The following is a 23267-nucleotide window of genomic DNA, read 5'->3' on the forward strand; positions in this document are numbered from 1 at the left end:
ACCAACCTAACATTCACCATTTCCACTATCCTCTTACCCCATGCCCCAGCTATTGCTTATTGTTGGCCCTGACAGCCCCGAAAACCGGTCCATTATCGCCGTGCAGAAAGCCCGGCTCAAAGACCAGCACCTCGCCTGCGAGTTCACCGAGCAGCGCAGTGAGGATGCTCCCGCGCGAAGCTTCGCGCTCATCTGCCAAGAGCAGGTGCACCCCGACCTGCTCCACACCTTCAGCCGTCTGGTGCCCCACCTCTGCCTGCTCACCGAGCAGCTAACCGAAGATGCCGACTACTGGCCTGGCGCCGGGGAGGAGCTACCCGCCCGCTTCGCCGCCTTCACCGTCACCGGCTTCTCACTGGGTAAAAATCAGGCTGGCGTCACCCTGGTCGGCCAGCGCGAGCTGACCGGCGGCCGGGTGCTGAACCTGACTACTTCCTACCTGCTTTTCGAAGACGAGCACAGTGCCTACCCCTATACCGGTCTACTAGAAGCTGATGTGCAAACCGCTCTCACTGAAGTAGAAGCGGCTCTGCGCGGCAAGTGCACCGACTATCGCCAGCTCGACCTATTTGAGTATCCTAAGTCCAGCCGCGAAGAATTCATAGTGGTGCCCATGCGCCCAATGGCATGAAGGCGCCCGCGTTCCTCCTCTACACCGGCGATTTCCTAAGCTCGCCCGACGTGCAGCTCATGGAAGCCCATGAGGTGGGCGCATATTGCCTGCTGCTGTTCAACTCCTGGCAGTCCGACCGGCCCGGCTTCCTGCCCAACGACGAAGACCGCCTCCGCCGCACCGCGCGCCTCTCCGCCGACCAGTGGGCCACCAGCCGCAAGCTGCTGCTAAGCAAGTTCCCCGTCAATCCCCAAGACGATACCTTACGCTACAACCCACGCCTCCGCGCCGAGGCGGCTAAGCAGCTAGAGTACCGCGAGCTAAAATCACGCGCCGGCAAGGCCTCTGCTCAGAAGCGGGCAGCTAATGCAACAGGTGTTGAGCAGCAAGCAACACCTGTTCAACAACTGTTGACTGAGAGCACCACACCGCTAGCCCCAATCACCCCCCTTTTAACAGCTGTTGAAAATGAGCTAACACCTGTTGTCCCAAAAGCCAACACTCGTTCCCAAAAAGGCCAACAGAAGAGCAACCTTTCATCTTCACTTTCTACTACCTCTTCACTACGTTCAGAGGGAGAGGCGGCCGAGGCCGCCCTACCCACTCCCATTGCTAAAAAGAAGTCGTCTGGCTCCCCTCTCCTTGGGAGAGGGGCCGGGGGTGAGGTCCCCCGGCGACCCACCCCCGAAGAGGTGCGCGCCTACGCCGCCAGCCAGTACCCCACCAGCCTCGACGCCCCGGCCGAGGCCACTGCCTTCTTCGACTACTTCGCTAGCAATGGCTGGCGCGTCGGCGGCAAAACTCCCATGATAGACTGGCAGGCCGCTTTCCGTGGCTGGATGCGCCGCCGTCCCCAATTCCTCGCGGCCCCCGGAAGCCCGGCAGCCGCCCCACCGACCCGCGCCCGCACCGCCCCCAAACCCACTGACCCCACTCGCTGGAGCTAACTCATTATGTTGTCTTCTACCCCCTCTACCCGCCGCGGTGCCGTGCCTACGCCGCCTCGGCCCAGCCACTTACCCCCCCAAGCCCTCGACCTCGAAGCCGCCGTCCTCGGCGCCGCCCTGCTCGAAGCCGATGCTCAGCGTACCCTGTTGGCCACGCTCCCCGACGAACAGGCTTTCTACCTACCCGCTCACCAGCAAGTGTACCTGGCCATCCGCGACCTGGTGCAAGCTGGCCAGCACGCCGATATGCTCACCGTCGTGGCCCAGCTACGCCACTGCGGCACCCTGGGGCGCACCGGCGGCGTAGCCTTCGTAGCGGGCCTGACCAACAAAATCAACTCCGCCGCCCACCTCGAAACCCACTGCAGGATTCTGCAGGAGCAGCACGCCCGCCGCGTCGTCATCCGCGCTGGCTCCGAGCTCGCCGCTCGCGGCTACGACGATACCCGCGACCCTTTGCAGCTGCTGGCCGATGCCCAAGCCCAACTCACCGGCCTGCACCAAGCCTTCGAAACCAAACCCGCCCAAACCGCCGCGGCCGCTTTCCAGGCTGCGTTCGACCGCCTGGCCCAGGCCGTGCAGCAAAAGGGCCTCACTGGCATCCCTACTGGCCTCACCCAGCTCGACGGCCTCACCGGCGGCTGGCAGCCCGCCGACCTCATCATTCTGGCCGCTCGGCCCGGCATGGGCAAAACCGCCGCTCTGCTACACTTCGCCCGCACCGCTGCCCTCGACCACCAGCAGCACACCGTAGTCTTCAGCCTCGAAATGCCCACCCTGCAGCTCATGCAGCGCCTGGTAGCCAGCGAGGTGCCCGGCTACTCCAACTCCGACCTGCGCCGCGGCAACCTACCCGGCGGCCTCGACCAGGTAGCCCACATCCAGGAGCAGGCCCAGCGCCTGCGTACCCACGGCCACCGCCTGCATATCGACGACACGCATGGCCTCACCATCCAGCAGCTGCGCGCCAAGTGCGCCCGCCTCCACGCGCAGCACCCCCTGGGCCTGGTCCTGGTCGACTACATCCAGCTCATGCGCGGCGACACGAAAGGCAACCGCGAGCAGGAGATTGCCAGCATCAGCCGTGGCCTCAAGGAGCTGGCCAAAGAGCTCAACGCCCCCGTCATTGCCCTCTCCCAGCTGAGCCGCGACGTGGAAAAGAGGGGAGGGGAGAAGCGCCCCCTACTCTCCGACCTACGCGAGTCCGGCAGCATCGAGCAGGATGCCGACTGCATCATCTTCCTCTGGCGTGGCGAGTACTACAACATCGCCGAGTACGAAGACGGCACCTCCACCACCGACACCATCCTCTTAGACGTGGCCAAGCACCGCAACGGCGCCACCGACGAGGTTATCGCCGCCTGCTCCATGCGCCGGGGCCTGTTTCAAAACCTGAAGAGCAACTAGTTAAATAGAAGTACTATTGGAATCAGACTGAAGCTTTGCTTTGCTAAAACAGCAATCATTGTTGACCTTGTTTCTACCTTGGGCCCAATATATAACATCTGCTCAGTGGACACTCCTAAGAAAACAAAAAAACTTACGGCCAAGGCCTTAGCTTCTCTAGCCCAACCCCAAGCCTCCCCTCCCCGGATAGCCCACTGCGACCGAACAGTTCACTACTACGACATCACTTTCAGCTTCAAAGATGACTCCCTGCCACAGGAGCATTTCGTTGAGCTATTCCGCCAAATCATTAAAATGTCGGAAGACCGGGCAGAGAATCGGTACTTCAAAAGTGTTGACAAAAAGTTGTTTATTCAAGGCATCCGCTTCGTGCCCGCAGAAAAGCAAATTCACGGTAAACTCAGAGCTGTTCGCATTGATATTTCCCCTGAAATTCTGAACATGGCCACTGATGAGGCCCGAGATATTGAAATGGCAGAAGATGAAGGTATTGTTGAAACTACTCATTTCGTCATCGACTACAAGAAAAACCGTCGGCGAATAGCAGTAGAATATAACGTTGCCGGTGCAAAGGCGCATGAGCTAGCGGAGTACTTGGAACACGTAGGGGCCAGCGCTGGCTTACTAGCAGTAGTACTCAAGCCCCTCCTCACCGAAGACTCACTCAAAGATTTTCAGCGACGAGTTGATGCCTTAAAATCATTGGAGATATGCGTCCCCTCCGATAGTATTGGTCAAATTCAGAAATACAGTCCTGGCTTGGCTACCTCAATGTCAGTGTCTAAAGATTTTTTCAACTGTAATAGATTAGTATTTCGTCCAGACTTTGATTTAAGCAGCGCAAATCAGCTGAATTCGGCGATGGCTTTTGTTAAGGATATTATTAATGAATGGACTCGTAATCCGTTGCGTAGAAAAGACTTTGAAACGTTCAAGGTTCGCGCTAAAGATTCTGATTCTAGGGGCACCTTACAAGTATTTGACTTATTAAAAGATGACATCAAAGACCGTATTAGCGTGGAGAAAAGGGCTAAATCCCGTGTGCTAAACTCCCTCGACATGTTTGGCAAAATGGTTGACTCGATGCAGAAGCGTAGGATAATATGAGAATAATTTTTCGAATAGTAGATTCGTATTTGGCGCATCCGCTTATCAGTGATGCAATTGTTTGCCTATTAATATTTTTGGGTCTTCATTATTATGCAGGCAGGTTGCCAATTGCTTCCGACAACTTGAACGGTATTCAGAGTAGCTTAGCAAGTACTGCAGTTTCGCTAGCGGGTTTCATCATAGCTGCACTCACTATTATAGTCACTTTCAAGGCTAATATTCAAGCCAAGAAAGTAGATGAATCTGTAAACGGTATGGAGCTGTTATTCAACAGTGATAATTATGGCCGAATTGTACATGTGTTCCAATTCGCGATAATAGAGCTAGTCGCTGCATTTGCAATAATGCACGCCGCTATGTTTATCACTGACATGTTTTCACCTCGGCACAACTTGTTACTAGCTGCCGCAGTGCTTACAGTAATTATACTCTCTTTATCGCGCTGCCTATACGTGTTATTTAATGTACTCACGTTGGATGCTAATCCATTGAATAACTCCTGAGAGTTATGGTGTTTTCCTTGCGCTAAATAGTTTCTAATAAAGACAGCATATCCTTGTGTATGTCCTGCCACGCTTGATTAAGATTCAGCGTGTACACTCGTACCGGCTCTCCCTCCAGCTGGTAGCGCAGTAATAACGACTCGTCACCAACTGGATATAGCAGTACCGAGCGTAGCTCTCGACCCGGAAACTGCCCCTTTAAATGCTGCTGATAGGCAAACAGCTGGTATAAGTGGCTAGACCTCACTCGCCGGCTTCCATAATGCTCAGCCGCTAGCGCCTGTGGGTAGAATTTGCATTCCAGTAGTGCAATTCGCTTTTTATCCAAGTACTCAATGACCACATCCGTTTTCATTCGGGGCAGGTGCTTCTTTGCTTGGTCATCCTCTGCCACTAGATTCCATCGAAATGCTTTGGCCCACACCTTTGCTTTTCCTCGCAGGTGGAAATCATAGAAGTTCCTAACAAATTGCTCGAATAGTTGGGCCATCTTTCGCTCATCCCGCCATACATCCGGCACTAGTACCGTGCCCGCCTCCTGTGTAGGTAGTGCTAGGTGTCGCACAAGTTGGCTGATGTGCACCGCCATCCCATACCGTGCCGTGTGCCGGTACACCCGGACTGTGCCAAGCTTCGGGGCCAGCAATGGCACTTCCTGCACGCCCCTAAAAGAGCGCAGGTGCCACCGTAGTTCTTCTCGAATGGCCATGCTGACGGCTTCTTCCTCGGCAAGCCGCTGCGCGGCTGCTTTCACCAGCCGGTTTAGAGTCGTGTCCACCGTCCGGTGGTCGGTTTCGCACCACAATCTGGCTCGGGGCAGCGTCAACTCTCTCATCGAGCGGCCCAGTAGCAGCTTCCCCCGAGGCATAGCCGTCAGCGTTTCCTCCGTTCGATAGTCTTGGTCCAACCCCCGCTTCACCAGCTGTTCAAGTCGGTCACGCAGCAGCACAGCCAGAAGCTCCAGTAAGGTTTCCGGCGGAGTTTCCGTCCCGCGGCTTTCCGGCGCTTCTACCGGCAGCAACCCCCACGCATAGCTGAGAAGGTAGTATAGGTTTTCGACCCGGATAGGGCTGTAAGTCGCCAGCGGTTGCGCCGGGCTATTCATTTTCGCTGACCATCACTGGTGCTAGGTCTAGCAGCTTCCGCGCCTCTTGCGCCAAGCTGGGGTTCTCTATCCAGTATTCTTCCAGTTGTGGCCCTATTTCATCTTCCAGTACTCGCTCATACCATGCTTCGGGGCTTTCTGTTTCCTGTGGCCCCCCACTGAAATAGCTGTGTCCAATCAAGAAGTCAGCCCCTAAGGTCCGGTCTCCCGCTACCTGTGCGTTAAGCCGCCCCACAGCATCCGTCAACTGCGTCACGAAGACCGCTGTTAGGCCGTATTTCTCCGTCAGGTAGCTAATAAACCGCTCCCCCAGTTCTGGTTGCAATCGCTTGAAGGCAAACCGCCGCCTTAACGCGAAGTCCACCAATGCCAATGACCGGTCGGCCGTATTCATTGTGCCTATCAGATACAGGTTATCAGGTAGATACATGTACTCACCCCCGTAAGGCAGCATTACTTTGTGTTCGGGTCCTCTTTTGTCGCTTTCCAGAAGTAGCATACACTCACCCAGTACTTTGCCCAGGTTAGCCCGATTCATCTCATCGATGATAAACACGTAGTTTTTTTCTGGATTTACCAAAACCACATCGCGGACAAATTTCAAAAATACCCCTGCTTCGCGCACAAAACCAGTACCCGAAGCTCGGTAGCCCATTATAAAATCTTCGTAGCTGTACGATGGATGGAACTGCACCATTTCCACCCGCGTGTCGTCGGCTTCACCTAGTAGTAAGTGCGCTAGCCGCTTCGCTACAAACGACTTACCTACCCCAGGAGGTCCCTGCAAAACGAGGTTCATTTTGCGCTTCAAGCTGTTGAGCAGCCCGGCCAGCGCCTCATCGGGCATAAATAAGTCAGCCGACGCTTGTGCAAAAGTGTAGGGAGGAAGCCCAATTGGCTTTTTCTTCTTGCCCTCACCCGACTCCTTAGCCGGAATGCGGTGCAGCTGCGTCGGTGTTTCCAATTCTAACTCTATGGCTTGCGTCAGGTGATAACCCGTAATATCGGTGAGCGTCTTCGTTGTAAACGCCACGTCGGCAGTTCGTATCCACGGGCCTTCTAGCAGCCACGATACTTGCCGCACGTGCAGGAACTCGTCCCTTTCCTCATCGTATTCATAGGCCCCAGTAACGCGTCCTAAGCCCAGTATTCTTGTTTTGCCCTGCTTGGCTACTACGATGTCACCGGGCCGGATAGCCTGGCAAAACTCCCAGCAGGCCAGCGCATCGTTATTCCGTTTCGTATCTGCGTTGTCCTCCAATAAACGCTGGCGCATAGCTTCCTTCGAAGGGTAGCCCTGCAAATTTCCCATAAAGTCCCAGCCCACGGACATGATACCTTCCTTCTTCCAGTCTTCCCACAGGTAGCCGTCCTCGCCTGCTCCTATCGCCCACCAGTGTGGTTTCACCCTTGGAATCTCAGTAGCACCGCCCTCACCATCAGTAGTACCATCCGCTTCGTCGCTAGGGTACTCTTCATCATCTGCATCACCGTTGCCCGTCTCGGCTGCTTCTTCCTGCGCGGCTTCCGCGCTGGCCCGCACCGTGCAGTAAATAAAATCCTGCGTCAGCAGATGCAGCGCGGTATCAGGGTAGCATTCTGGAGTGAGACGTGCTTGGTGCGCCGCCAATAGTGCCGGCGCTTGGGCTAGCACTTCCCGTACTTGCTCAGCCAGTGCTAGGTAGTCCTGCACCCGTGTAACAGCTGCCTTGTGTCGGTTGTCAAATGGGGCCGCAACTAGTGCCGCAAAGTTCTTGTACATCTCTGCCTTATACAAGTAGTAGCGCTCTGGGTAATGCAAAGTCAAATAAGCCAGCAGTGCCCGCTGATGCTGATAGCTGCTGTTGGCTGGGGTGGTCAATTCCTGCCGCCATACCTCAGCCGAACTTCTAAACTGTTCTAGCCTCGTTAAAAGCGGCAGTTCCTCATCAAACAAATGCCGAAAAGCCGCTCGTACATCCTCCGGCCGCTGGTCAGCAAAGCGCTCTATCATTAACCGGGCGTAGTACATCGACGACGTGAGCAAGTTGGCTGTCGCCGCCAAACTTTGCCGCAGCATAGCCGGGAAATCCATGGCTTCCAAGTCCCAGTTATCTTGAAAGACCTTCACCGCCCGCCATTTATATAGTTCTTCTTGGGTCCAGCGGGGTAGTTGTAGCTGGTAGTCTTCAATCCATGGAGCAAGCGTTTCGGTAAGCGTTGGCATAGGGCAGAATACAGGAATTTAAGCTAGGATTTGCAAGGTAATGCTACTCCATTCACTACATGTCTGTTGTTAGTAACCAGCTCCATTTTCCTTGCTGCACCCTTCCAGAAGCCTTATCATTGTATAGTTTATACTACCCCGCTTCATGCCCACCGCTAAGATTTCCCTTGCCCAACTCGAACGCTTTCTTTACCGCGCTGCCGACGACCTGCGCAGCAACATGGACGCTTCCGAATTCAAAGAATTCATCTTCGGAATGCTGTTCCTCAAGCGCCTCTCCGACGAATTCGACCAGCAGCGCGCGGCTATTCGTGCCAAGCACAGCCACCTTAGCCCCGAAGAATTAACCGAATACCTCGAAGACGAAGCTGCCTACGGCGACACTTTTTTTGTGCCGCCTGCTGCTCGCTGGGAAAACCTGAAAGACCTCAAAACGGGCGTTGGCCAGAAGCTCAACGAAGCCATTGCCGCCCTCGAAAAAGCCAACCCTCAGCTCGACAAAGTGCTGGAAGGTAATATTGACTTCAATGCCACGCGTGGCAAAGGCCAGGCGCGCATCTCCGACGGCACTTGGGTGAGCCTGCTCACGCACTTCAGCAAAATCCGCCTCACCAACGACAACTTTGAATTCCCCGACCTGCTCGGAGCTGCCTACGAATACCTCATTAAAGAATTTGCCGATTCAGCTGGTAAGAAGGCCGGCGAATTCTACACCCCCGCTCAGGTAGTGGGCCTCATGGTGCGCCTCGCTGCTCCGCAGCCCGGTATGAGTGTCTACGACCCCACCGTGGGCTCCGGTGGCATGCTCATCCAGTCTCGCCAATACATCGAGGAGCAAGGCCACAACCCCCGCTCGCTACGCCTTTTTGGCCAGGAGAAGAATGGTACCGTGTGGAGTATCTGTGTCATGAACATGCTGCTGCACGACGTGCGCGATGCCAACATCGAAAACGGCGACACTATCCAGAACCCCCTGCTGCTCGACGGCCAGGGCCGCCTCCAGCAGTTTGACCGCATCCTGGCCAACCCGCCCTTTTCCCAAACCTATTCCTTGGAGGGGATGCAGTTCAAAAGCCGATTTCAGCATTTCACGCCCGAAACCGGCAAAAAGGCCGACCTCATGTTTGTCCAGCATATGTTGGCTAGCATGAGCCCTACCGGTATGGTGGCCACCGTTATGCCCCACGGCGTACTGTTTCGCGGTGCGGCTGAACGTAACATTCGCAAGGAATTATTAGCTCGCCGCCAACTCCACGCTATCATCGCTCTACCTCCAGGTCTATTCTATAGCACCACCATTGAGGCCTGCATTCTGATTTTGGGCCAGCATAATAAGCCTGAGGACCGTCTCGACCAAGTTCTATTCATTAATGCAGACGCTGAGTACCGCGAAGGCAAAGCTCAAAATTTCCTCCGCCCTGAGGATGTTGAGAAAATAGTTACAGTGTTTGCCAACCACCAGGAAGTATTCAATTACTCGCGTTGGGTAACCTTGCAAGAGATAGAAGAAAACGATTATAATCTCAATATTCGGAGCTATGTCGACAATACACCTCTGCCCGAACCCGAGGATGTTCGGGCACACCTTCTTGGTGGTCTGCCCGCTCCCGAAGTAGATGCCCTACGCCCCCGCGCCGAAGTGTTCAAGGCCAACATCAACGCCTTTGTCCAGCCTCGTCCTGAAGACCCGGCCTATCTCGATTTCACTCCTACTCTTGTAACTCGCCCTCAACTACGTGCTACCCTCGACGCCGACCCTGGCCTCGTGGCTACCCTGACTCAGCAGTTGAGCGAAGTAGAAAGCTGGTGGGAAGAGGCCCGTAATGATTTCGCTAGCCTAGAGCGCCAGCCCCAGCGCCTAGCGCCTATTCGCCAGCACCTTCTCAATTCTCTGAGCCACCACCTTGCGCCGGCCCGCATTCTCACCTCATTCCAGTTGGCAGGCGTATTCGCTAACTGGTGGCAGGGCATTCGCTACGACCTGAAAACTATCACTGCTGCTGGCTGGAGTCCCTCGTTGATTCCGGCTAGCTATATCGAGGAGGAATTTTTTCAAGCCGAAAAAGCGCATTTGGCTATATTAGCCGACGAACTCGCCACTGCCCAAACTACCCTCGATGAGCTGTTAGGGAATTCTGGCTATGAGTTGAGCGAAGACGAGGAGCTAACTGTAAAGTCAGTGCGCGATTATCTTACCGAACAGCTACGTGACTTTGCTACTAGTACTAAGGACCCAAAAGCGTTAGCTATTAAAACCATACTCCTTAACCTTAAGCAAACCGAGGCCCGCATCAAGTTGCTCCGAGACCAAGCCACGGCTCAGCGCCTCGACCTCGATGAGTTAATTCAACTCAAGCTTTACGGCTTCGACGCCGTTACTACCGAGGCCGAGCTAGTCATCTCCCAGCAACATCGCCAGGGCCTGCGCCAGGTGCTGCTTGCTCTCTTCACTCAGCACAACGTAGCTGGCACTACGTTCGAGGACAAACTAAAAGCCGCCACCAAGCGCGGAGCCGACGCCGCAAAGGCCGCTACCCCTCTCAAAAAAGACCTCGTCAAGACCGACGAAGTTATTGCCTTTACTACTAAGCTTCTGACTACAGCCGCTAGCCGCCTTGCTGGCATCGGCGGCCCTATCACCGAAGCCCAAGCCCAGGAGTTGATTCTGCGCAAGCACCATCACTTTATCAACCGCGAGCTAACCCGCTACCTTCAGGCCGAACGCCGTGCCCTATTGGCTGGACTAGAGAAACTGTGGGATAAGTATGGGGTAAGCTTAAATAGTATTGAAGCAAGAAATAAACAGCTTGAGCTAGAAATAAGTAATGCTCTGATTACACTAAACTTTCTCGGTGATACCTATGAGCACTTGCGCAACAGAGAATCTGATGAATTTAAAGATTCGCACATAGGTCGTATTCCGGCAGATTGGGACGTAAAAAAATTGAGTCAGGTTTGTGGTATATTGAATGGGTTTGCATTTGACAGCAAACTGTTTACACAAGGAGAAGGAATGCCCTTAATCCGTATTCGGGATTTAGATTCTTTAACTACAACCGAAAAGTATGCGGGAAATTACAAGCCGCAGTATGTGGTAAATAAGAATGATATGCTTATCGGTATGGACGGGGAGTTTAATTGCCGTCGTTGGCAAGGTGGACCAGCACTACTGAATCAGCGAGTTTGTAAGCTGGTGCCAATAGTAAATAAAATTGATGATTCTTTCTTATTTCATTTTATTGCAGGCCACCTCAAAAAGATTGAAGCTAAGACAGGTGCAACCACTGTTAAGCATATCTCTTCTTATCAAATTCTTGATATCGAATTTGCGTGCCCTAAGATTGAAGAACAAATCAAAATTGGCTATGTCTTAGATTTAGAGGAACAACTAATTCAGCAGCAAACTATGCGACTTGATAAGCTTCGCCGCATTAAAACAGGACTCAAGCAAGACCTTCTAATTGGTCGTGTTCTAACGAGCAACCTTAATTCTGTTTTCTCTGAAGCTTAAGCTCCTGCCGCCGCCATGCCCGCCGTTCCTAACCCTACCCACAAATTTGATGAGCGCCACCACGTCGAGCTACCCTTGCTCCGGCACCTAGCCAGCATCGGCTACACGGTCATTGACCTTGATGTTAACATTGGGAACGACTACGCTGCTACCGGCCGCAACGCCGACTTTCGGCAAACCCACCTGCCTGGCGTCCTGCGCGACAGCATTCAGGACCTCAACCCCTGGCTTGCCCCCGACCAGCTCGACCAGGTAATCAGCGAACTGCTGCGCTTCCCCTCAGCCAGCCTCATCCAAAATAACCAAACTGCCCAGCAGCGTTTACTCGACGGTATCGTGGTCAGCGAAAACCGCCAGACTGGGGCCAAAAGCCCCACCGTCCGCCTTCTCGACTTCGATGGCCTCGACTACGGCCACGACCGCCGTGGCCTCAACCAGTTCCACGCTGTTTGTCAGTTTAAGGTCCGCGTCCCCGGTTCCGCCACCGCCGAGCATATTCGCCCTGACATTGTCTTGTTCGTCAACGGCCTAGCCCTAGTCGTTATCGAATGCAAGTCGCCCAAAGTGCAGGAGCCGATTGATGACGCCATCAAGCAGATGCTCCGCTACGCCGGCCAGCGCGGCTACCAGGGCGAAGGCAACCCCGACCTGTTTCTGTTCAACCTGCTGATTGTCGCTACCTGCCGCACCGAGGCCGTATTTGGTACCATCACTACCAGCCTGCGCAAGCACTTTCACGGCTGGACCGACCCATACCCCGTAGCGCTCGATGACGTGCCCCACGAAGGAGTAGCCGGCCCCCCCAACCAGCAGGAGCGCCTAACGCATGGCCTACTCATGCCCGCTCACCTACTGCGCATCCTGCGCTCATTTAGCATATACCAGACCGACGACCGGGGCCAGATGGTCAAGGTAGTGGCCCGCTATCAGCAGTACCGCGCCGTGCAGGAAACCATCAAGCGCCTCCGCACCGGCAACACTTCCGCCCAGCGCGGCGGCCTCATCTGGCACACCCAGGGCTCCGGCAAGTCGCTCACCATGATGTTCCTGGTCCGCGAGCTATACCGCCAGGAGGCCGCCCTACGTGGCCACAAAATTGTCTTTGTTACCGACCGCACCGACCTCGAAGACCAGCTGCACGGTACCAGCACCGTCCTCGGCTACCCCGTCGAGGTGGCCAACAGCGTGCGCGAGTTGCAGGAAATGCTGACAGTCTCTTCTTCCGACGTGGTCATGGCCATGATTCAGAAGTTTCAGGAGACCGAGCAGCAAGCCATTTTCCCCATCCTCAACACCGATTCTCACATCCTTATCCTCACCGATGAGGCTCACCGTTCCCAGTTCAAAAGCCTCGGTGCCAACCTCGACCGCGCTCTACCCAATGCCACATGGGTAGGCTTCACCGGCACCCCCACCGAAAAAACTGACCACAAGTACCAGCACTACATCGACAAGTATACCATGCGCCAGTCCATATTGGACGGCACTACCCTGCGCATCGTGTACGAGGGCCGCACTCACGAAGCCCAGCTCACCGACCAGGCCGCTGCCGAAGGCAAGTTTGCCGATGTATTTTCGGAATATGAGCTAGGAGAGAAGCTGCACATCCTTGGCTATGCCACCCGCCAAGCCTACCTCGAGGCGATTCCCGTCATCCGAGCCAAAGCCCGCGACATGCTGCGCCATTTCGCCACGCAGGTTCTGCCCAGCGGCTTCAAAGGCCAGCTAGTAGCCACCTCTCGCGAGGCCGCCATCCGCTACTACGAGGCCATTCAAGAAGAGCTGCCCATTCTCGTGGCCGAATTGGAAGCCGATAACCCTACGAATGTCCCCCTCGACCGGCTGCGTGCCCTGCGAGCCGCCGTTGTCATCTCTGCTGGCGACCACAACGAGCCGCCTCGCATCAAGGCCCACACTGCCAAGGCTCCACAAAAAGCCGCAGTAGCTGGTTTCAAGAAGCCATTTCCCGACTCAGGAGCCAACCCCGACCCGGAGGCCGATGCTAATATTGGCCTGCTCATCGTCAATAACATGCTCCTCACCGGCTTCGACGCGCCCATCGAGCAAGTTCTTTACCTCGACCGCGTCATCAAAGCCCACAACCTGCTGCAAACCATCGCCCGCGTCAACCGGGTCCACAGCGCCGATAAAGTCAACGGCTTCATCGTGGATTACGTTGGCCTGGGTCACCACCTCAACGATGCCCTCGAAACCTACGATGAGCGCGAAAAGCAGGACATTATTGAAAATCTCAGCACCCTCGACCAAGAGTTAGCTGACCTCAAAATAGCCCATCAAGAGGTGCTTGACCTCCTCGACCACGCCGGCCTAACCGACCTCACTGACCTCGACGCTTTCTACGACCTCTTCTATGATGAAGACCTGCGTTTTGAGTTCACCACTGCTTTCCAAAAGTTCAGCAGTGCCCTTAATGCGCTGTACCCACACAAAGAAGCTCTCGACTACAAGCCAGCTTTCGAGGAGTTAGCCGCCATCAACGTCATGGCCGGCCGCCACTTCCAAGACCAGCGCATGAGCCTGCGCGGTATCCCCGAAAAGCTTCGCGCCATTGTCGACGAATACCTCACCTCACTAGGAGTAACTACCAAAGTAGAACCCCTCAGTATCACCGACGAGGGATTTGAACAGCAGTTTGCGCAACTCAGAACTACCAAGGCAAAAGCCGCCGGTATTGAGCATGCCATCCGCCACCATATCGATATCAGCCTCAGCGAAGACCCCGTATTGTACGCCTCCTTTGCCGAAGCCCTAAACCAGATTCTCCAGGCTAACGCTGACAATTGGGAAGAAATCTACCGCCTGCTTGAAGCGCTGCGCAACAAAATCAAGAACAAAGACCAGGAGCCGACCTACGGCCTGCGCCCTCGTTCCGAAATGCCCACCTTCCGCATCCTGCGCTCCGAACTAATAGGAGCCGGCGCTGATGCCCCCACCGAAGACCAGATTAGCGGCCTCGTCACACTCACTCAGCAGCTCGTACATCACTTTCGCACCGAGCTAAGCCTCTCCGTTTTTTGGGATAATATTCCCGCGCAAAATCGCTTACGCACCGAGTTGACCGATACCATTATTTCCGCTGAGCACCGCGCCACCTTCCCCAACGCTTTTGCTCAGCGCAAGGAAATCACTACTCGCCTCCTAGAGTATGCCCGCCTCAACCCCGATGCAATCCGCTCCGACGCCTAACTTCGGGGTGATGGCCCCCTTCGAATACGACGTTGTTTTTTCGTCGCGCCGTCGCACCCTCGGCCTCACCGTCGAGCGCGACCGTCGCTTAGTAGTCCATGCGCCCACCGGCACCACCCCCGAGCAGATAAACCAAGTTCTAGCGCAGAAAAAGCATTGGCTGCGTGCCAAGCTCGCCCACCCGCAGAAGTATCCCGAAGCTGCTGTAGTAAGCACTTATGTAGCAGGTTCTTCCATTCTGTACCTAGGCCGCCGTCACAAGTTGCAGGTATCCGATGCCGCCGCCCCCGGCCTGCACTTCGATGCCCGCCATTTCCAGTTGAGCACCGCCGACTTACCCCGTGCTGGTGGCCTGGTCATGCGCTGGCTTCAGGAGCGCGCCCGTGTCTTTATCACACCCCGCGTAGCCCGGTTTGCAGCCTCCCTCGGCGTCCAATACGAGCAAATATTAATCTCTGACCTGCGCTACCGTTGGGGCTCCTGCACCCCCAACGCCAACCTGAACTTCAACTGGCGCCTTATCCAGGCCCCCGTATCCGTCCTTGATTACGTCATCGTTCACGAACTGGCTCACCTACTAGAATTCAACCATTCTCCCCAGTTCTGGAACATCGTTGCCGTCCAGTTGCCCCACTACCAAAAAGCCAAAGACTGGCTAAAGGAGCACGGTAATTCCTTGGAATAAGGATGGTAATGTAGGAATTTGACTTGAAGTATTATTGCGCAAAACCCGCGCTTTTAATCTGCAAGTAATTAGTAATGCTTGGTAGCTTTTGCTTACTCGTTAAGATTAAAAGCGTAACATTTTTCTCAGAAAAAGCGCGATTGCAGAGCTTGATATAGCAAAGCCTATAATTTGTAAAGCCATAACGAGTGCTTTTGCTCCAATCTTGGCTGGGTATATATCCCCGTAGCCAATTGTCAACATAGTTGTGTTATTAAATGTCACAAACGTAGCAAATCTTTCTAGCCAGCAAAGTTCGTGTAAAGATGGAACTCCAGCAGGACTTGCAAAATCACATGGCATTGAACAAAATATAAGAGCGAAAAGGAAATTTACACACATAAATAATGAAAATAATCTCCAGGGTTTTTCTCCGTATCCCGTGAGATATTTATAAAGTATGTTTAGGAATTTTTTATTTACTAACTTTTCTTTGTAATAATCCTCAAGCATTAATCCAAAACTAGAAAAATATCCAGCATTTTTTGCAACAATTATCTGTTGCAATGCCATATTTAAGTAATACTCTCTGTATTTAAGTCTGTAATTTATACTTATAGAAGCAAATGCCGTTTTGAACACATTTACAAAGTGAATAAAATAGATAGGTGATGAAGATTTCAAGCTTTCAAAGTCGATGACCCTATTTCTATGAATTTGTTTTAAATAAGATAGTTCATAAAACTTAAATCCAACGCTCAGATATTTTAAATATTCATAATGAGCTTTGTACCACAAAACTATATTTTCAATAATGACTGGAAAATTAATTTCTTGTTTAATTATTCTATCTATTTTATCTCTCATGTTTTCTTCTAGCTTGGTTATGATTCGTTCATTTTCATCACTGCTAAAATGAGCTTCTCCAACTAATGAAATCAGGGGTGTAATGTATATTTCAATATCAGAATCAATGTCGTAGCCATTGTCTTCTTGAATAACTTTAAAGCATAATTCAAATGTTTCTTCTATTTCCTTTTTGCTGGATTCTAAATTGGTTTTAGTATCAAATAGAAATTGAATACGATAATTAAGCTCTTTAGAATTTTCGCTTATTGAAGTACTCGTTGAAATTAAGCTTAGTAGATTATTGCCTGATTTGTGATTTACATATGCCTCGTAAGTGATACCCACTAAAGATTTAATTGGCGTTCTGCTTACCAATGGGCTGAAATCTGTTCTTTTTCGATTCATAAAGTATAATTTATCTTTTATGTTTGAGAAAAATAGCTTAGCTAGAGACATTTTTTAATAAATAAAAAGAATATGATAGGTTTGCTATGTTCTGCATTCAGTAAGGCTTCTGTTGCTACCTGGAATCGAATTCAAGAAGGTCATAGTATTTCTTATCTTTTCGGGGAGGAAACACTAACTGATTTGCTTATTCGTGATTTGCTGCGGTTAAGGTTGTCAGGGTTTAAGATGGAGGCATTTAGTAAACCTGTAGAAGGTAGAAACGGAGCAGATTGGGAATGGTGGTTTCGAGGAAAATCAGGCAAGTGGCTGGGCTTAAGAGTGCAAGCCAAAGTCATAGATGAATCATGTAAAGGATTTAAGCATTTGCACCATTCTTATGTCAGTAAGACTAAAGCAGTAGGAATGGCTTTGAAAGATGTTTACCAGTGTGATAGATTAATTGATATGGCAAATAACGAAGATGTAAAGCGTCCTAGGGTGCCACTTTACTGTCTATATTCATACTGGAATTCTTTGCCATCTTCTGCATCTGGTCGTATTAAAATGTGGTCTCCATACTACAACGATATCGATTTTGGATGCTCTATAGTGGCGGCACAACATGTTCAAAAATTACGAATTAAAACATCTACAGGTTTGAGGCTAAAACGAAGTATTTCAGATACTCTACCATTATCCTATCCACTTTCTTCTCTTGTATGCTTTCCGTTCTGTATTGATGATGATGATTCTATAACTGAGCGAATGTTGTATATTTTAAGATTTATAGGGGCTGTTGAGGGTGATGGAGAGCGCTATCTGGTTAATTCACCTCCTAATTACATTTTGAGGCTATTAAATCGCCCAATCGAATCTAGGTTAGATAGAAATGAACAGGGGGTGGATTATAATATCGAATTGCCAAACGATTTAAGTGGGGTATTTGCAATCAGTCAGCTCCAATAATAAGTCTAGACTTGTTTCGCCGTCTCATTTCCTTTGTGCCGCCAAATTCTCTACTCGCGGCCACCATGCCCGCACCTTCGGTAGCCGCAACTGCTGCCCATTGAAGCGCTGCACCCCGTAATCGTGCCCGCCCAACTCGCCGAAGCCCTCCGCCACCCGTACCCGGTAGTCCCCATCAATCCAAAACAGATGCCGGTCAAACGCCCGGTGCAGGTTTGGGCACAGCGCAAGTCCATTACCGATGCTATCGTCGTGGCTCACCGCCCAGGGTATGATGTGGCAGGCATCGAGTAGGGGAGCCGCCCCTGTCGTGCTCACCAGTTGCAAGCCTGACACCGCGCAGGTTGTCTGATAAGCTTTCATCACCCCGCGGCTAAACCCTGCGCTCCGCACCAGCACCTCTTCCTCATCTGCCACGTCTACGCGCCGATACACGGCCGCCGGCTCCTCCAGCATCTGCCTCCCCAGCTCATCCAGCTTTTCCTGCCCCGCCCGCGGCCGGAAGTAGTGCCGCGTCAGCGGGAAGTAGCGCGTCAGCAGCGCCTGCCTAATCTCCTCCCGCGCCACGGGCTGCTGCACCAACTCCCACAGCGCCGCATCCAGCGAAGCGTAGGCAATCACCTCCCGCAAGTGCCCAAAGCTGCGCACCGACTTCGACGAAGTCAACACCAACTCCTTCCCTGGCCAGGCGTGCAAATGCCAGAAGCCACTACTCTGCAAGTGAAAAAACGGCAGCTGAAACGGACAAGCCGCGTACACCGGCCCCGGACTCAGCAGCTGGCAGTACGCCTTAAAAGCCGCAATCAGCTCCGGCGTAATCGCAATCCGGTTGTCTTGAATCAGCCCTCCCTCTACCCCTTCCAGTACCGCCAGCAACAGCGCCGGCTTGTAGGGCGACTCTACTTTTACCCCGTCAACCTTCTCCGAATCTACTCTTAGCTTAACAAGTCGTTTCCGATACGAAGAGAGATAATCCATAAGGAACAGGCCGCGCTACTGAATAAGCCCCGCAAGTATAGCCGCTACTTCCTATACAATCTTCTTACTGAACGGTATCTGTCTGTGCGTCATACAGTAGGTGTTGAACGGAAATTTACTACCCCTAAACATAAAACAAGCGAACCATCTGGCCTGCTCGTTTCGGATTATAGAAAGCTTAGTTGCCCAGGGTCGTCTTTTCCCTTAATTACGCTAGGTTTCGGCGTTGAACGTTTCCTAGGAGGCTTAGCTGGTTTAATAATATCTGCTTTTAGCAAATCAACAGGTGGTGCTACAGTAGACACTTTCAGATGCGGATGCTTCTTTTCAATGTAAAGTTTCACCAAAGAAGCATGTGAAATCGGGGACTTGAGATTAGTTATATCGTCATTGGTATCATAGTCCAGCAATACTACATCACCTGTCTCAGCCATATGGGTGAGTCTTTCTATGATGTCTGCAACCTTATTTTCTAGCATCCAAGCGTATGTACGCAAATAAATTTTTTCACGAGCTGTGCCGTAGTCAAGCAGTTCTGTTCCATAAACTCCTTTACGGTGTCCAAGAGGCTTACCAAATTTTCGCACTGTACGCTTAATGCCCTTCATGGCTTCGTTTGTGAACTTAGAGAAGTCGACGTCCTCTCCTTCAAAAACTTTCAACCCCTGCCACACTCCCTCAACGGAAGCAGAAAAAATAGATTCTGAGTATGGAACCGGAATACCACCATGTGGATAGAATGGACTAACCTGAACCCATGGTTCTTCGCCTCGCGATGTTACATCAATAATGACAGAATTCGGATGTTTGGCGCGAATGGTTGCTAGAGACTTGCGCTTGCTTTCAACGTAAATCATACCGGAAGCTGGTCAAGATTGAGGATGTATTTAGCAGGTAACATTCTATGAATCAATATTTCTGCTTGATAATACGGCTTTTCTTCATCAGTCAGGTCGAAGTACTTCTTACGAAACACATCGAATTTAAGCTCCATAAATTTCTCCAAGTCACCAGTTGCAGTTACCCCACTTTTGGCAGCATTCATCAAGCTGAACTTAGTTGGTTGAAGAAGGATTACTGCCGGGTCAATTTCAAGCAATATTGGTGATTTGAGGCGGCCATCTTGCTTGGCAATGTACATCATTGGGTGGTCGTGAATAAAGGATAAGCGGACATAATCAGCCAGCCCCTTCCTTGCATCAAGCTGCCATGAGAATTCACTGCCACCGGGGCGTGCAATACTAATACTATTCTCTTTGCATGAATACCAAGACAGTAATCCACCAGCTGCACGAATGGAGGCAAGGTTTTCTCGGTCTGTGAAATGGTACAGACGGGAGATATTATGCTTTTTAAGTACCTGTTGGAATTTAAACCAGTCTTTTTTTTGTGTCTCTACACTAGGAAGTAGCTTTTTAATTAGCCGTTCAGGAGTTGTTACTAAGCCTCTTTTGGATTTAACCTGCTCTATTTCATATCGCCACTCTCTTTCTTCCTCTACCGTTTTCCAGAATAGACTTTCCGATTCTAATAGTTCTATTTCTGTTGCCCAATCAGTATCATCCCAAAAATCTCTTGGTTCTGATTCAGATTCATAAAATGACTCATGGCAGTATAAATCAGGGTCGACAGCTATTTCCCAAAATAGGTTTTCTGATTCTGATAATTTTATTTCTGTAGCCCAATCAGCACCATCCCAAAAGTCTTCTTTATAGAATAAGGAGCTTATTTTGTTTTTTTTGGGCTTCTCTTTAGGCTTAGCCACTTCATACTTAGCCAGCAATGGTGGCTCATTTCTTTCTCGTTCGGCGTTTTTATTTATTATAGCTTTGTTTGTTTTGGACTCCTGCGCACGATTGGCGGCCTGCCTATCTTCTTCGTTTTTCCTCCTTATTAAATGCTCATTCGATTCAACTGCTTTCTTAGCTGCTTTACTCTGCTCCTTTTCAGCGTGAAGCTGAGCATCTCTCAGTGCTTGTTTCCGTGCTAACGTTAGCTCCGCCTCCTTATTTTCTCCTGTGATATATGCAATCAGACGGTTTAGGGCTTTAAACATATGTTGACTATGGTTAGAATTAGGAAAGTCAACCCTTACTAAAGGGAGCGGCTGTGTAAAGTATGAGCTGTTTGTGAAGAAGTCTAGTAAAAATAGACATTGGCAAAACTTGTCTTCTTCTGTCCAGGCCTAACAAAATCATTCTGAGTGGCTTGCCGGTAACCCGCAAGAAATATACGCCAGTTTTTAAAGCTAAATACATGCGGCAGGTGGCCGCAGGGGCTTATCAAAAGGACGTGGCTCGCAGGCAGGCCTCTTGCGCTTTGCTAGACTGCTGGCAGTACCAAGCGTTATTATGAGGTGGTCGGGTGAAAGTGGACACGGAGAAAGTAACTTTCCCTTGTCATGGAAGCAGAAAAGCCAGCCGGTAAACGGCCCCGAACCAAGTATGATGCGGCCTTTCGACGCGAGGCGGTGCGCCGCGTGAACCAAGATGGGCAAATGGCGGCGCGGGTCGCCCAGGCGCTGGGCATGAGCGAGGCCGTGTTGGGCAAATGGGTGCGGGCGGCCCGCGCCCAAGCCGCTCGTCCAGCCGGCAGCGACGCGCTGGAGCAGGAAAACAAGCAGTTGCGGGCCCAGCTGGCGCGCGCCGAAATGGCGCGTGATATTTTAAAAAAAGCGCTGACCATCGCCCAAATGCTTGACGCGCATTTTCACAAAAGACGGGCCGATGAAACGCTTCACGTTCATTGCCTTACACGCCCTCTCTTGGCCCGTGCGACAGCAGTGCCGACGGCTGGGCGTCAGCCCCAGCGGCTACTACGCGTGGTGCAAGCGGCCACCGATGACCGAGCAAACGCTACCTCCTTGGCAAGTGGCGGCCCAGCGCGTATTTGCCACCCATGCCGGCCGCTACGGGCAGCGCCGACTGCGCGCCCAACTGCGCCGCGAAGGGCATGAAGTAGGCCGGCAGCGGCTACGCGGCTGGCTCAGCGCGAGTGGCTTGCGTGCGCTCAGTACCCGCACTAGCACGCGGTCCCCGCGCACCACCCAGGCTGACCCACAGGCCATCGCGGCTGCCAACAAACTCGCCACCTGGCCGGCCGCCGCGGCTCCCAACCAAATTTGGGTGGGCGACATTACCTACCTGGGCCTGGCCACGGGCCAGTGGGCGTACCTGGCCTGCTGGCGCGACGCCTTTTCCCGGCGCGTGGTCGGCTGGCACCTAAGCGAGTCGCTGCACACGGAGCTGCTTTTGACTGCTTTTAACCGGGCCGTAACCGTCTGTCAGCCCCCGCCCGGTCTGCTCGTGCATGCCGACCGGGGCAGCCAGTACACCAGCGACGCTTTTACCAGCCTGCTCGACCGCACGCAGGCCATTGCCAGCCTGAGCCGACCGGGTAACCCCTACGATAACGCCCTGGCCGAGAGCGGGTGGAGCACCCTCAAGACCGAGTTACTACCCCGTGGCGCTTGCTTTGCCGACCTGGAAGAGGCCCGGCTCGAACTGGCCGAGTACCTCGATCACTACTACAACACCCAGCGCCTGCACTCGGCGCTGGGCTATCGTACCCCGCTCGAAACCGAACTCCATTATCACTTTAACCTACCTTAGCTCCGTGTCCACTGGCACCCAACCACCCCATTCTTTCTGAGGGCGGAAGAGAATTTTGCTGTCAATTTCTACCTCCACCGTATGTTTCATCATTGGGGTGACCTGCCTGGCGCCAGGTCGCCTCACTGGTACGATATGATCTTCTTCTACCTGTACCGTCTACCTATCACCACAACCTATCGGCACCCCGGTATGTTCGCGGCCTGGGACCAGCGCCCTAAAGGGTCAGCCGAGAAGGCAGCGGCAGAGATACGGCAAGTGCTGCGGCGTGCTCTTTAGCTAAGGCGGGCAGACTACTCACATACTAAAGGACCACCTCAGGCCTACACATGCGTGGCGAAGCTAAGTCTTTTATATACGCTAGCAATTCAGTTGACATATGTCTTAAGTGGCATAGCTGCGCAGTGAGCTCTATTGCAAAGTCTCAATAAAAGCTTGTAGCTTAAGCGTATCCACTATATTCTTTTTGAAGTTATTGTTTGCGTCAAATATAGCATAAGCTTCATCAGCATACTTAGCCATCCAGTCCCAAGTCATGGGCTGCTTTCTGCCCCAAGTAACGCAGACCGGACCTTCAGGTGTGTAGCCACAGATGTGCACGTAATGTCCACCCCAGGAGCCTACTGCGGTGTCAGGGCCTTGGGAAACCTGCCAAGGCTGTTTATTGAAAAATTGTTGTTTGGCAGAAAGAGGAAGCTGTAGGCCTAGCCCTAAGCCAACATCACTATATACAGCCTGCTTAAATTCTTCGGAGTTGGCGTAGTTAATTTCAGCAAAGGCTGAGATAGAGTAGCTGTCATCGCCAACCTGCCAGCCGCTGCTACGCCACTCTTTCAAAGAGTCCAGCACGACCAGCCCATGGTCAATATTATTACCGCCTGTTTCCCGAAAGTACTCATTAGTAACATCACCGTCCGTAATTTCAATAATCCTGTCTTGTTCGAGTAATTCAAACCGTATCGTTTGATGTGCCCGCCCAGCTATTACGCAGTCGCCATGTACGTCATTAGCGAACATTGGAGTAGGAATAAGAACATCTGGATGAGCTGCGTCAAAGTCATACGTATCAGGTAGCAGCATTGCACTCTTAAGTAGCGAGGCAAATTTGAGGCTACGACGGTCAAATTGGGCTGTAGCCTTACCTAGCTGAAGGTCTGGCTGTTGCTTTGGAGTTTCGTTTGCAGGTTCCATAGACTTTTCGAT

16 protein-coding genes and 1 pseudogene are annotated in these 23267 nt (G+C 52.3%); 10 read left to right on the forward strand and 7 right to left on the reverse strand.

Annotation, left to right across the window (positions count from 1 at the left end):
- Positions 1 to 40: 40 nt before the first annotated feature.
- The 4 genes from F6X24_RS07420 to F6X24_RS07435 all read left to right on the forward strand — a co-directional run bounded on the left by F6X24_RS07420 (position 41) and on the right by F6X24_RS07435 (position 4074).
- Complete coding sequence (locus F6X24_RS07420; protein WP_151087402.1) at positions 41 to 631, forward strand: hypothetical protein; 591 nt, start codon at positions 41 to 43, stop codon at positions 629 to 631.
- Positions 628 to 1560 carry a DUF1376 domain-containing protein gene (locus F6X24_RS07425; protein WP_151087403.1) on the forward strand — a complete coding sequence of 311 codons (933 nt, stop codon included), beginning with the start codon at positions 628 to 630 and terminating at the stop codon, positions 1558 to 1560. Before F6X24_RS07420 ends, F6X24_RS07425 begins: the two co-directional genes overlap by 4 nt.
- A gap of 6 nt (positions 1561 to 1566) precedes the next feature.
- Positions 1567 to 2967: a replicative DNA helicase gene (gene dnaB, locus F6X24_RS07430; protein WP_151087404.1), complete on the forward strand. Its 1401-nt coding sequence runs from the start codon at positions 1567 to 1569 to the stop codon at positions 2965 to 2967.
- 105 nt (positions 2968 to 3072) lie between these two features.
- Positions 3073 to 4074, forward strand: a complete 1002-nt coding sequence (locus tag F6X24_RS07435) for a DUF6731 family protein (RefSeq protein ID WP_151087405.1) — start codon at positions 3073 to 3075, stop codon at positions 4072 to 4074.
- 528 nt (positions 4075 to 4602) lie between these two features.
- Here F6X24_RS07435 and F6X24_RS07440 read toward each other — a convergent pair.
- Both F6X24_RS07440 and F6X24_RS07445 read right to left on the reverse strand, forming a co-directional pair.
- Entirely contained in the window at positions 4603 to 5685 is a 1083-nt protein-coding gene (locus tag F6X24_RS07440) for a 5-methylcytosine restriction system specificity protein McrC (RefSeq protein ID WP_151087406.1), read from the reverse strand.
- The gene (locus F6X24_RS07445) at positions 5678 to 7891 is read right to left on the reverse strand and encodes an AAA family ATPase (protein WP_151087407.1); all 2214 of its coding nucleotides are present in this window, start codon (positions 7889 to 7891) and stop codon (positions 5678 to 5680) included. The genes F6X24_RS07440 and F6X24_RS07445 overlap by 8 nt, the downstream gene beginning before the upstream one ends.
- A 145-nt stretch (positions 7892 to 8036) precedes the next feature.
- On the opposite strand from F6X24_RS07445, the gene F6X24_RS07450 reads away from it, so the two are divergent.
- From F6X24_RS07450 to F6X24_RS07460, 3 genes are read left to right on the forward strand one after another with little or no spacing between them, the layout of a single operon-like run.
- Positions 8037 to 11402, forward strand: coding sequence for an N-6 DNA methylase (locus F6X24_RS07450; RefSeq protein WP_191906496.1), 3366 nt, complete (start codon positions 8037 to 8039; stop codon positions 11400 to 11402).
- A gap of 15 nt (positions 11403 to 11417) precedes the next feature.
- The gene (locus tag F6X24_RS07455; RefSeq protein WP_151087408.1) at positions 11418 to 14609 is read left to right on the forward strand and encodes a type I restriction endonuclease subunit R; all 3192 of its coding nucleotides are present in this window, start codon (positions 11418 to 11420) and stop codon (positions 14607 to 14609) included.
- A complete protein-coding gene (locus F6X24_RS07460; RefSeq protein ID WP_229725414.1) occupies positions 14587 to 15294 on the forward strand; it encodes a M48 family metallopeptidase in 708 nt (235 codons plus the stop codon). The genes F6X24_RS07455 and F6X24_RS07460 overlap by 23 nt, the downstream gene beginning before the upstream one ends.
- Before the next feature lie 105 nt (positions 15295 to 15399).
- On the opposite strand, the gene F6X24_RS07465 is transcribed toward F6X24_RS07460, so the two are convergent.
- A complete protein-coding gene (locus F6X24_RS07465; protein ID WP_151087410.1) occupies positions 15400 to 16578 on the reverse strand; it encodes a potassium channel family protein in 1179 nt (392 codons plus the stop codon).
- Between the two features lie 21 nt (positions 16579 to 16599).
- Between F6X24_RS07465 and F6X24_RS07470 the strand changes: the two genes are divergently transcribed.
- Positions 16600 to 17475, forward strand: a complete 876-nt coding sequence (locus F6X24_RS07470; protein WP_151087411.1) for a DUF6615 family protein — start codon at positions 16600 to 16602, stop codon at positions 17473 to 17475.
- A gap of 24 nt (positions 17476 to 17499) precedes the next feature.
- Here F6X24_RS07470 and F6X24_RS07475 read toward each other — a convergent pair whose 3' ends face one another.
- The 3 genes from F6X24_RS07475 to F6X24_RS07485 all read right to left on the reverse strand — a co-directional run bounded on the left by F6X24_RS07475 (position 17500) and on the right by F6X24_RS07485 (position 20509).
- Positions 17500 to 18453, reverse strand: a complete 954-nt coding sequence (locus tag F6X24_RS07475) for an HNH endonuclease (protein WP_151087412.1) — start codon at positions 18451 to 18453, stop codon at positions 17500 to 17502.
- 167 nt (positions 18454 to 18620) lie between these two features.
- Positions 18621 to 19310, reverse strand: a complete 690-nt coding sequence (locus F6X24_RS07480) for a DUF6939 family protein (protein WP_191906497.1) — start codon at positions 19308 to 19310, stop codon at positions 18621 to 18623.
- A complete protein-coding gene (locus F6X24_RS07485; RefSeq protein ID WP_151087413.1) occupies positions 19307 to 20509 on the reverse strand; it encodes a DarT ssDNA thymidine ADP-ribosyltransferase family protein in 1203 nt (400 codons plus the stop codon). Before F6X24_RS07485 ends, F6X24_RS07480 begins: the two co-directional genes overlap by 4 nt.
- A 345-nt stretch (positions 20510 to 20854) precedes the next feature.
- On the opposite strand from F6X24_RS07485, the pseudogene F6X24_RS19410 reads away from it, so the two are divergent.
- Positions 20855 to 21034: pseudogene (locus F6X24_RS19410) on the forward strand (transposase); the annotation flags it as partial.
- Between the two features lie 145 nt (positions 21035 to 21179).
- Positions 21180 to 22064, forward strand: coding sequence for an IS3 family transposase (locus tag F6X24_RS07495; RefSeq protein ID WP_151087415.1), 885 nt, complete (start codon positions 21180 to 21182; stop codon positions 22062 to 22064).
- 411 nt (positions 22065 to 22475) lie between these two features.
- Here the strand turns inward: F6X24_RS07495 and F6X24_RS07500 are convergent, their stop codons facing one another.
- Positions 22476 to 23255, reverse strand: a complete 780-nt coding sequence (locus F6X24_RS07500; protein ID WP_151087416.1) for a hypothetical protein — start codon at positions 23253 to 23255, stop codon at positions 22476 to 22478.
- Positions 23256 to 23267 lie beyond the last annotated feature (12 nt).

The organism is Hymenobacter baengnokdamensis (assembly GCF_008728635.1).
GTDB lineage: Bacteria > Bacteroidota > Bacteroidia > Cytophagales > Hymenobacteraceae > Hymenobacter > Hymenobacter baengnokdamensis.

Bases quoted from the DNA above. Each gene is read 5' to 3' on its own strand.
- F6X24_RS07445 (WP_151087407.1), bottom strand. From the start codon at position 7,891: ATGCCAACGCTTACCGAAACGCTTGCTCCATGGATTGAAGACTACCAG.
- dnaB (WP_151087404.1), top strand. From the start codon at position 1,567: ATGTTGTCTTCTACCCCCTCTACCCGCCGCGGTGCCGTGCCTACGCCG.
- F6X24_RS07440 (WP_151087406.1), bottom strand. From the start codon at position 5,685: ATGAATAGCCCGGCGCAACCGCTGGCGACTTACAGCCCTATCCGGGTC.
- F6X24_RS07455 (WP_151087408.1), top strand. From the start codon at position 11,418: ATGCCCGCCGTTCCTAACCCTACCCACAAATTTGATGAGCGCCACCAC.
- F6X24_RS07460 (WP_229725414.1), top strand. From the start codon at position 14,587: ATGCAATCCGCTCCGACGCCTAACTTCGGGGTGATGGCCCCCTTCGAA.
- F6X24_RS07465 (WP_151087410.1), bottom strand. From the start codon at position 16,578: ATGTCTCTAGCTAAGCTATTTTTCTCAAACATAAAAGATAAATTATAC.
- F6X24_RS07485 (WP_151087413.1), bottom strand. From the start codon at position 20,509: ATGTTTAAAGCCCTAAACCGTCTGATTGCATATATCACAGGAGAAAAT.
- F6X24_RS07470 (WP_151087411.1), top strand. From the start codon at position 16,600: ATGATAGGTTTGCTATGTTCTGCATTCAGTAAGGCTTCTGTTGCTACC.
- F6X24_RS07425 (WP_151087403.1), top strand. From the start codon at position 628: ATGAAGGCGCCCGCGTTCCTCCTCTACACCGGCGATTTCCTAAGCTCG.
- F6X24_RS07450 (WP_191906496.1), top strand. From the start codon at position 8,037: ATGCCCACCGCTAAGATTTCCCTTGCCCAACTCGAACGCTTTCTTTAC.
- F6X24_RS07495 (WP_151087415.1), top strand. From the start codon at position 21,180: ATGAAACGCTTCACGTTCATTGCCTTACACGCCCTCTCTTGGCCCGTG.
- F6X24_RS07480 (WP_191906497.1), bottom strand. From the start codon at position 19,310: ATGATTTACGTTGAAAGCAAGCGCAAGTCTCTAGCAACCATTCGCGCC.
- F6X24_RS07500 (WP_151087416.1), bottom strand. From the start codon at position 23,255: ATGGAACCTGCAAACGAAACTCCAAAGCAACAGCCAGACCTTCAGCTA.
- F6X24_RS07475 (WP_151087412.1), bottom strand. From the start codon at position 18,453: ATGGATTATCTCTCTTCGTATCGGAAACGACTTGTTAAGCTAAGAGTA.
- F6X24_RS07420 (WP_151087402.1), top strand. From the start codon at position 41: ATGCCCCAGCTATTGCTTATTGTTGGCCCTGACAGCCCCGAAAACCGG.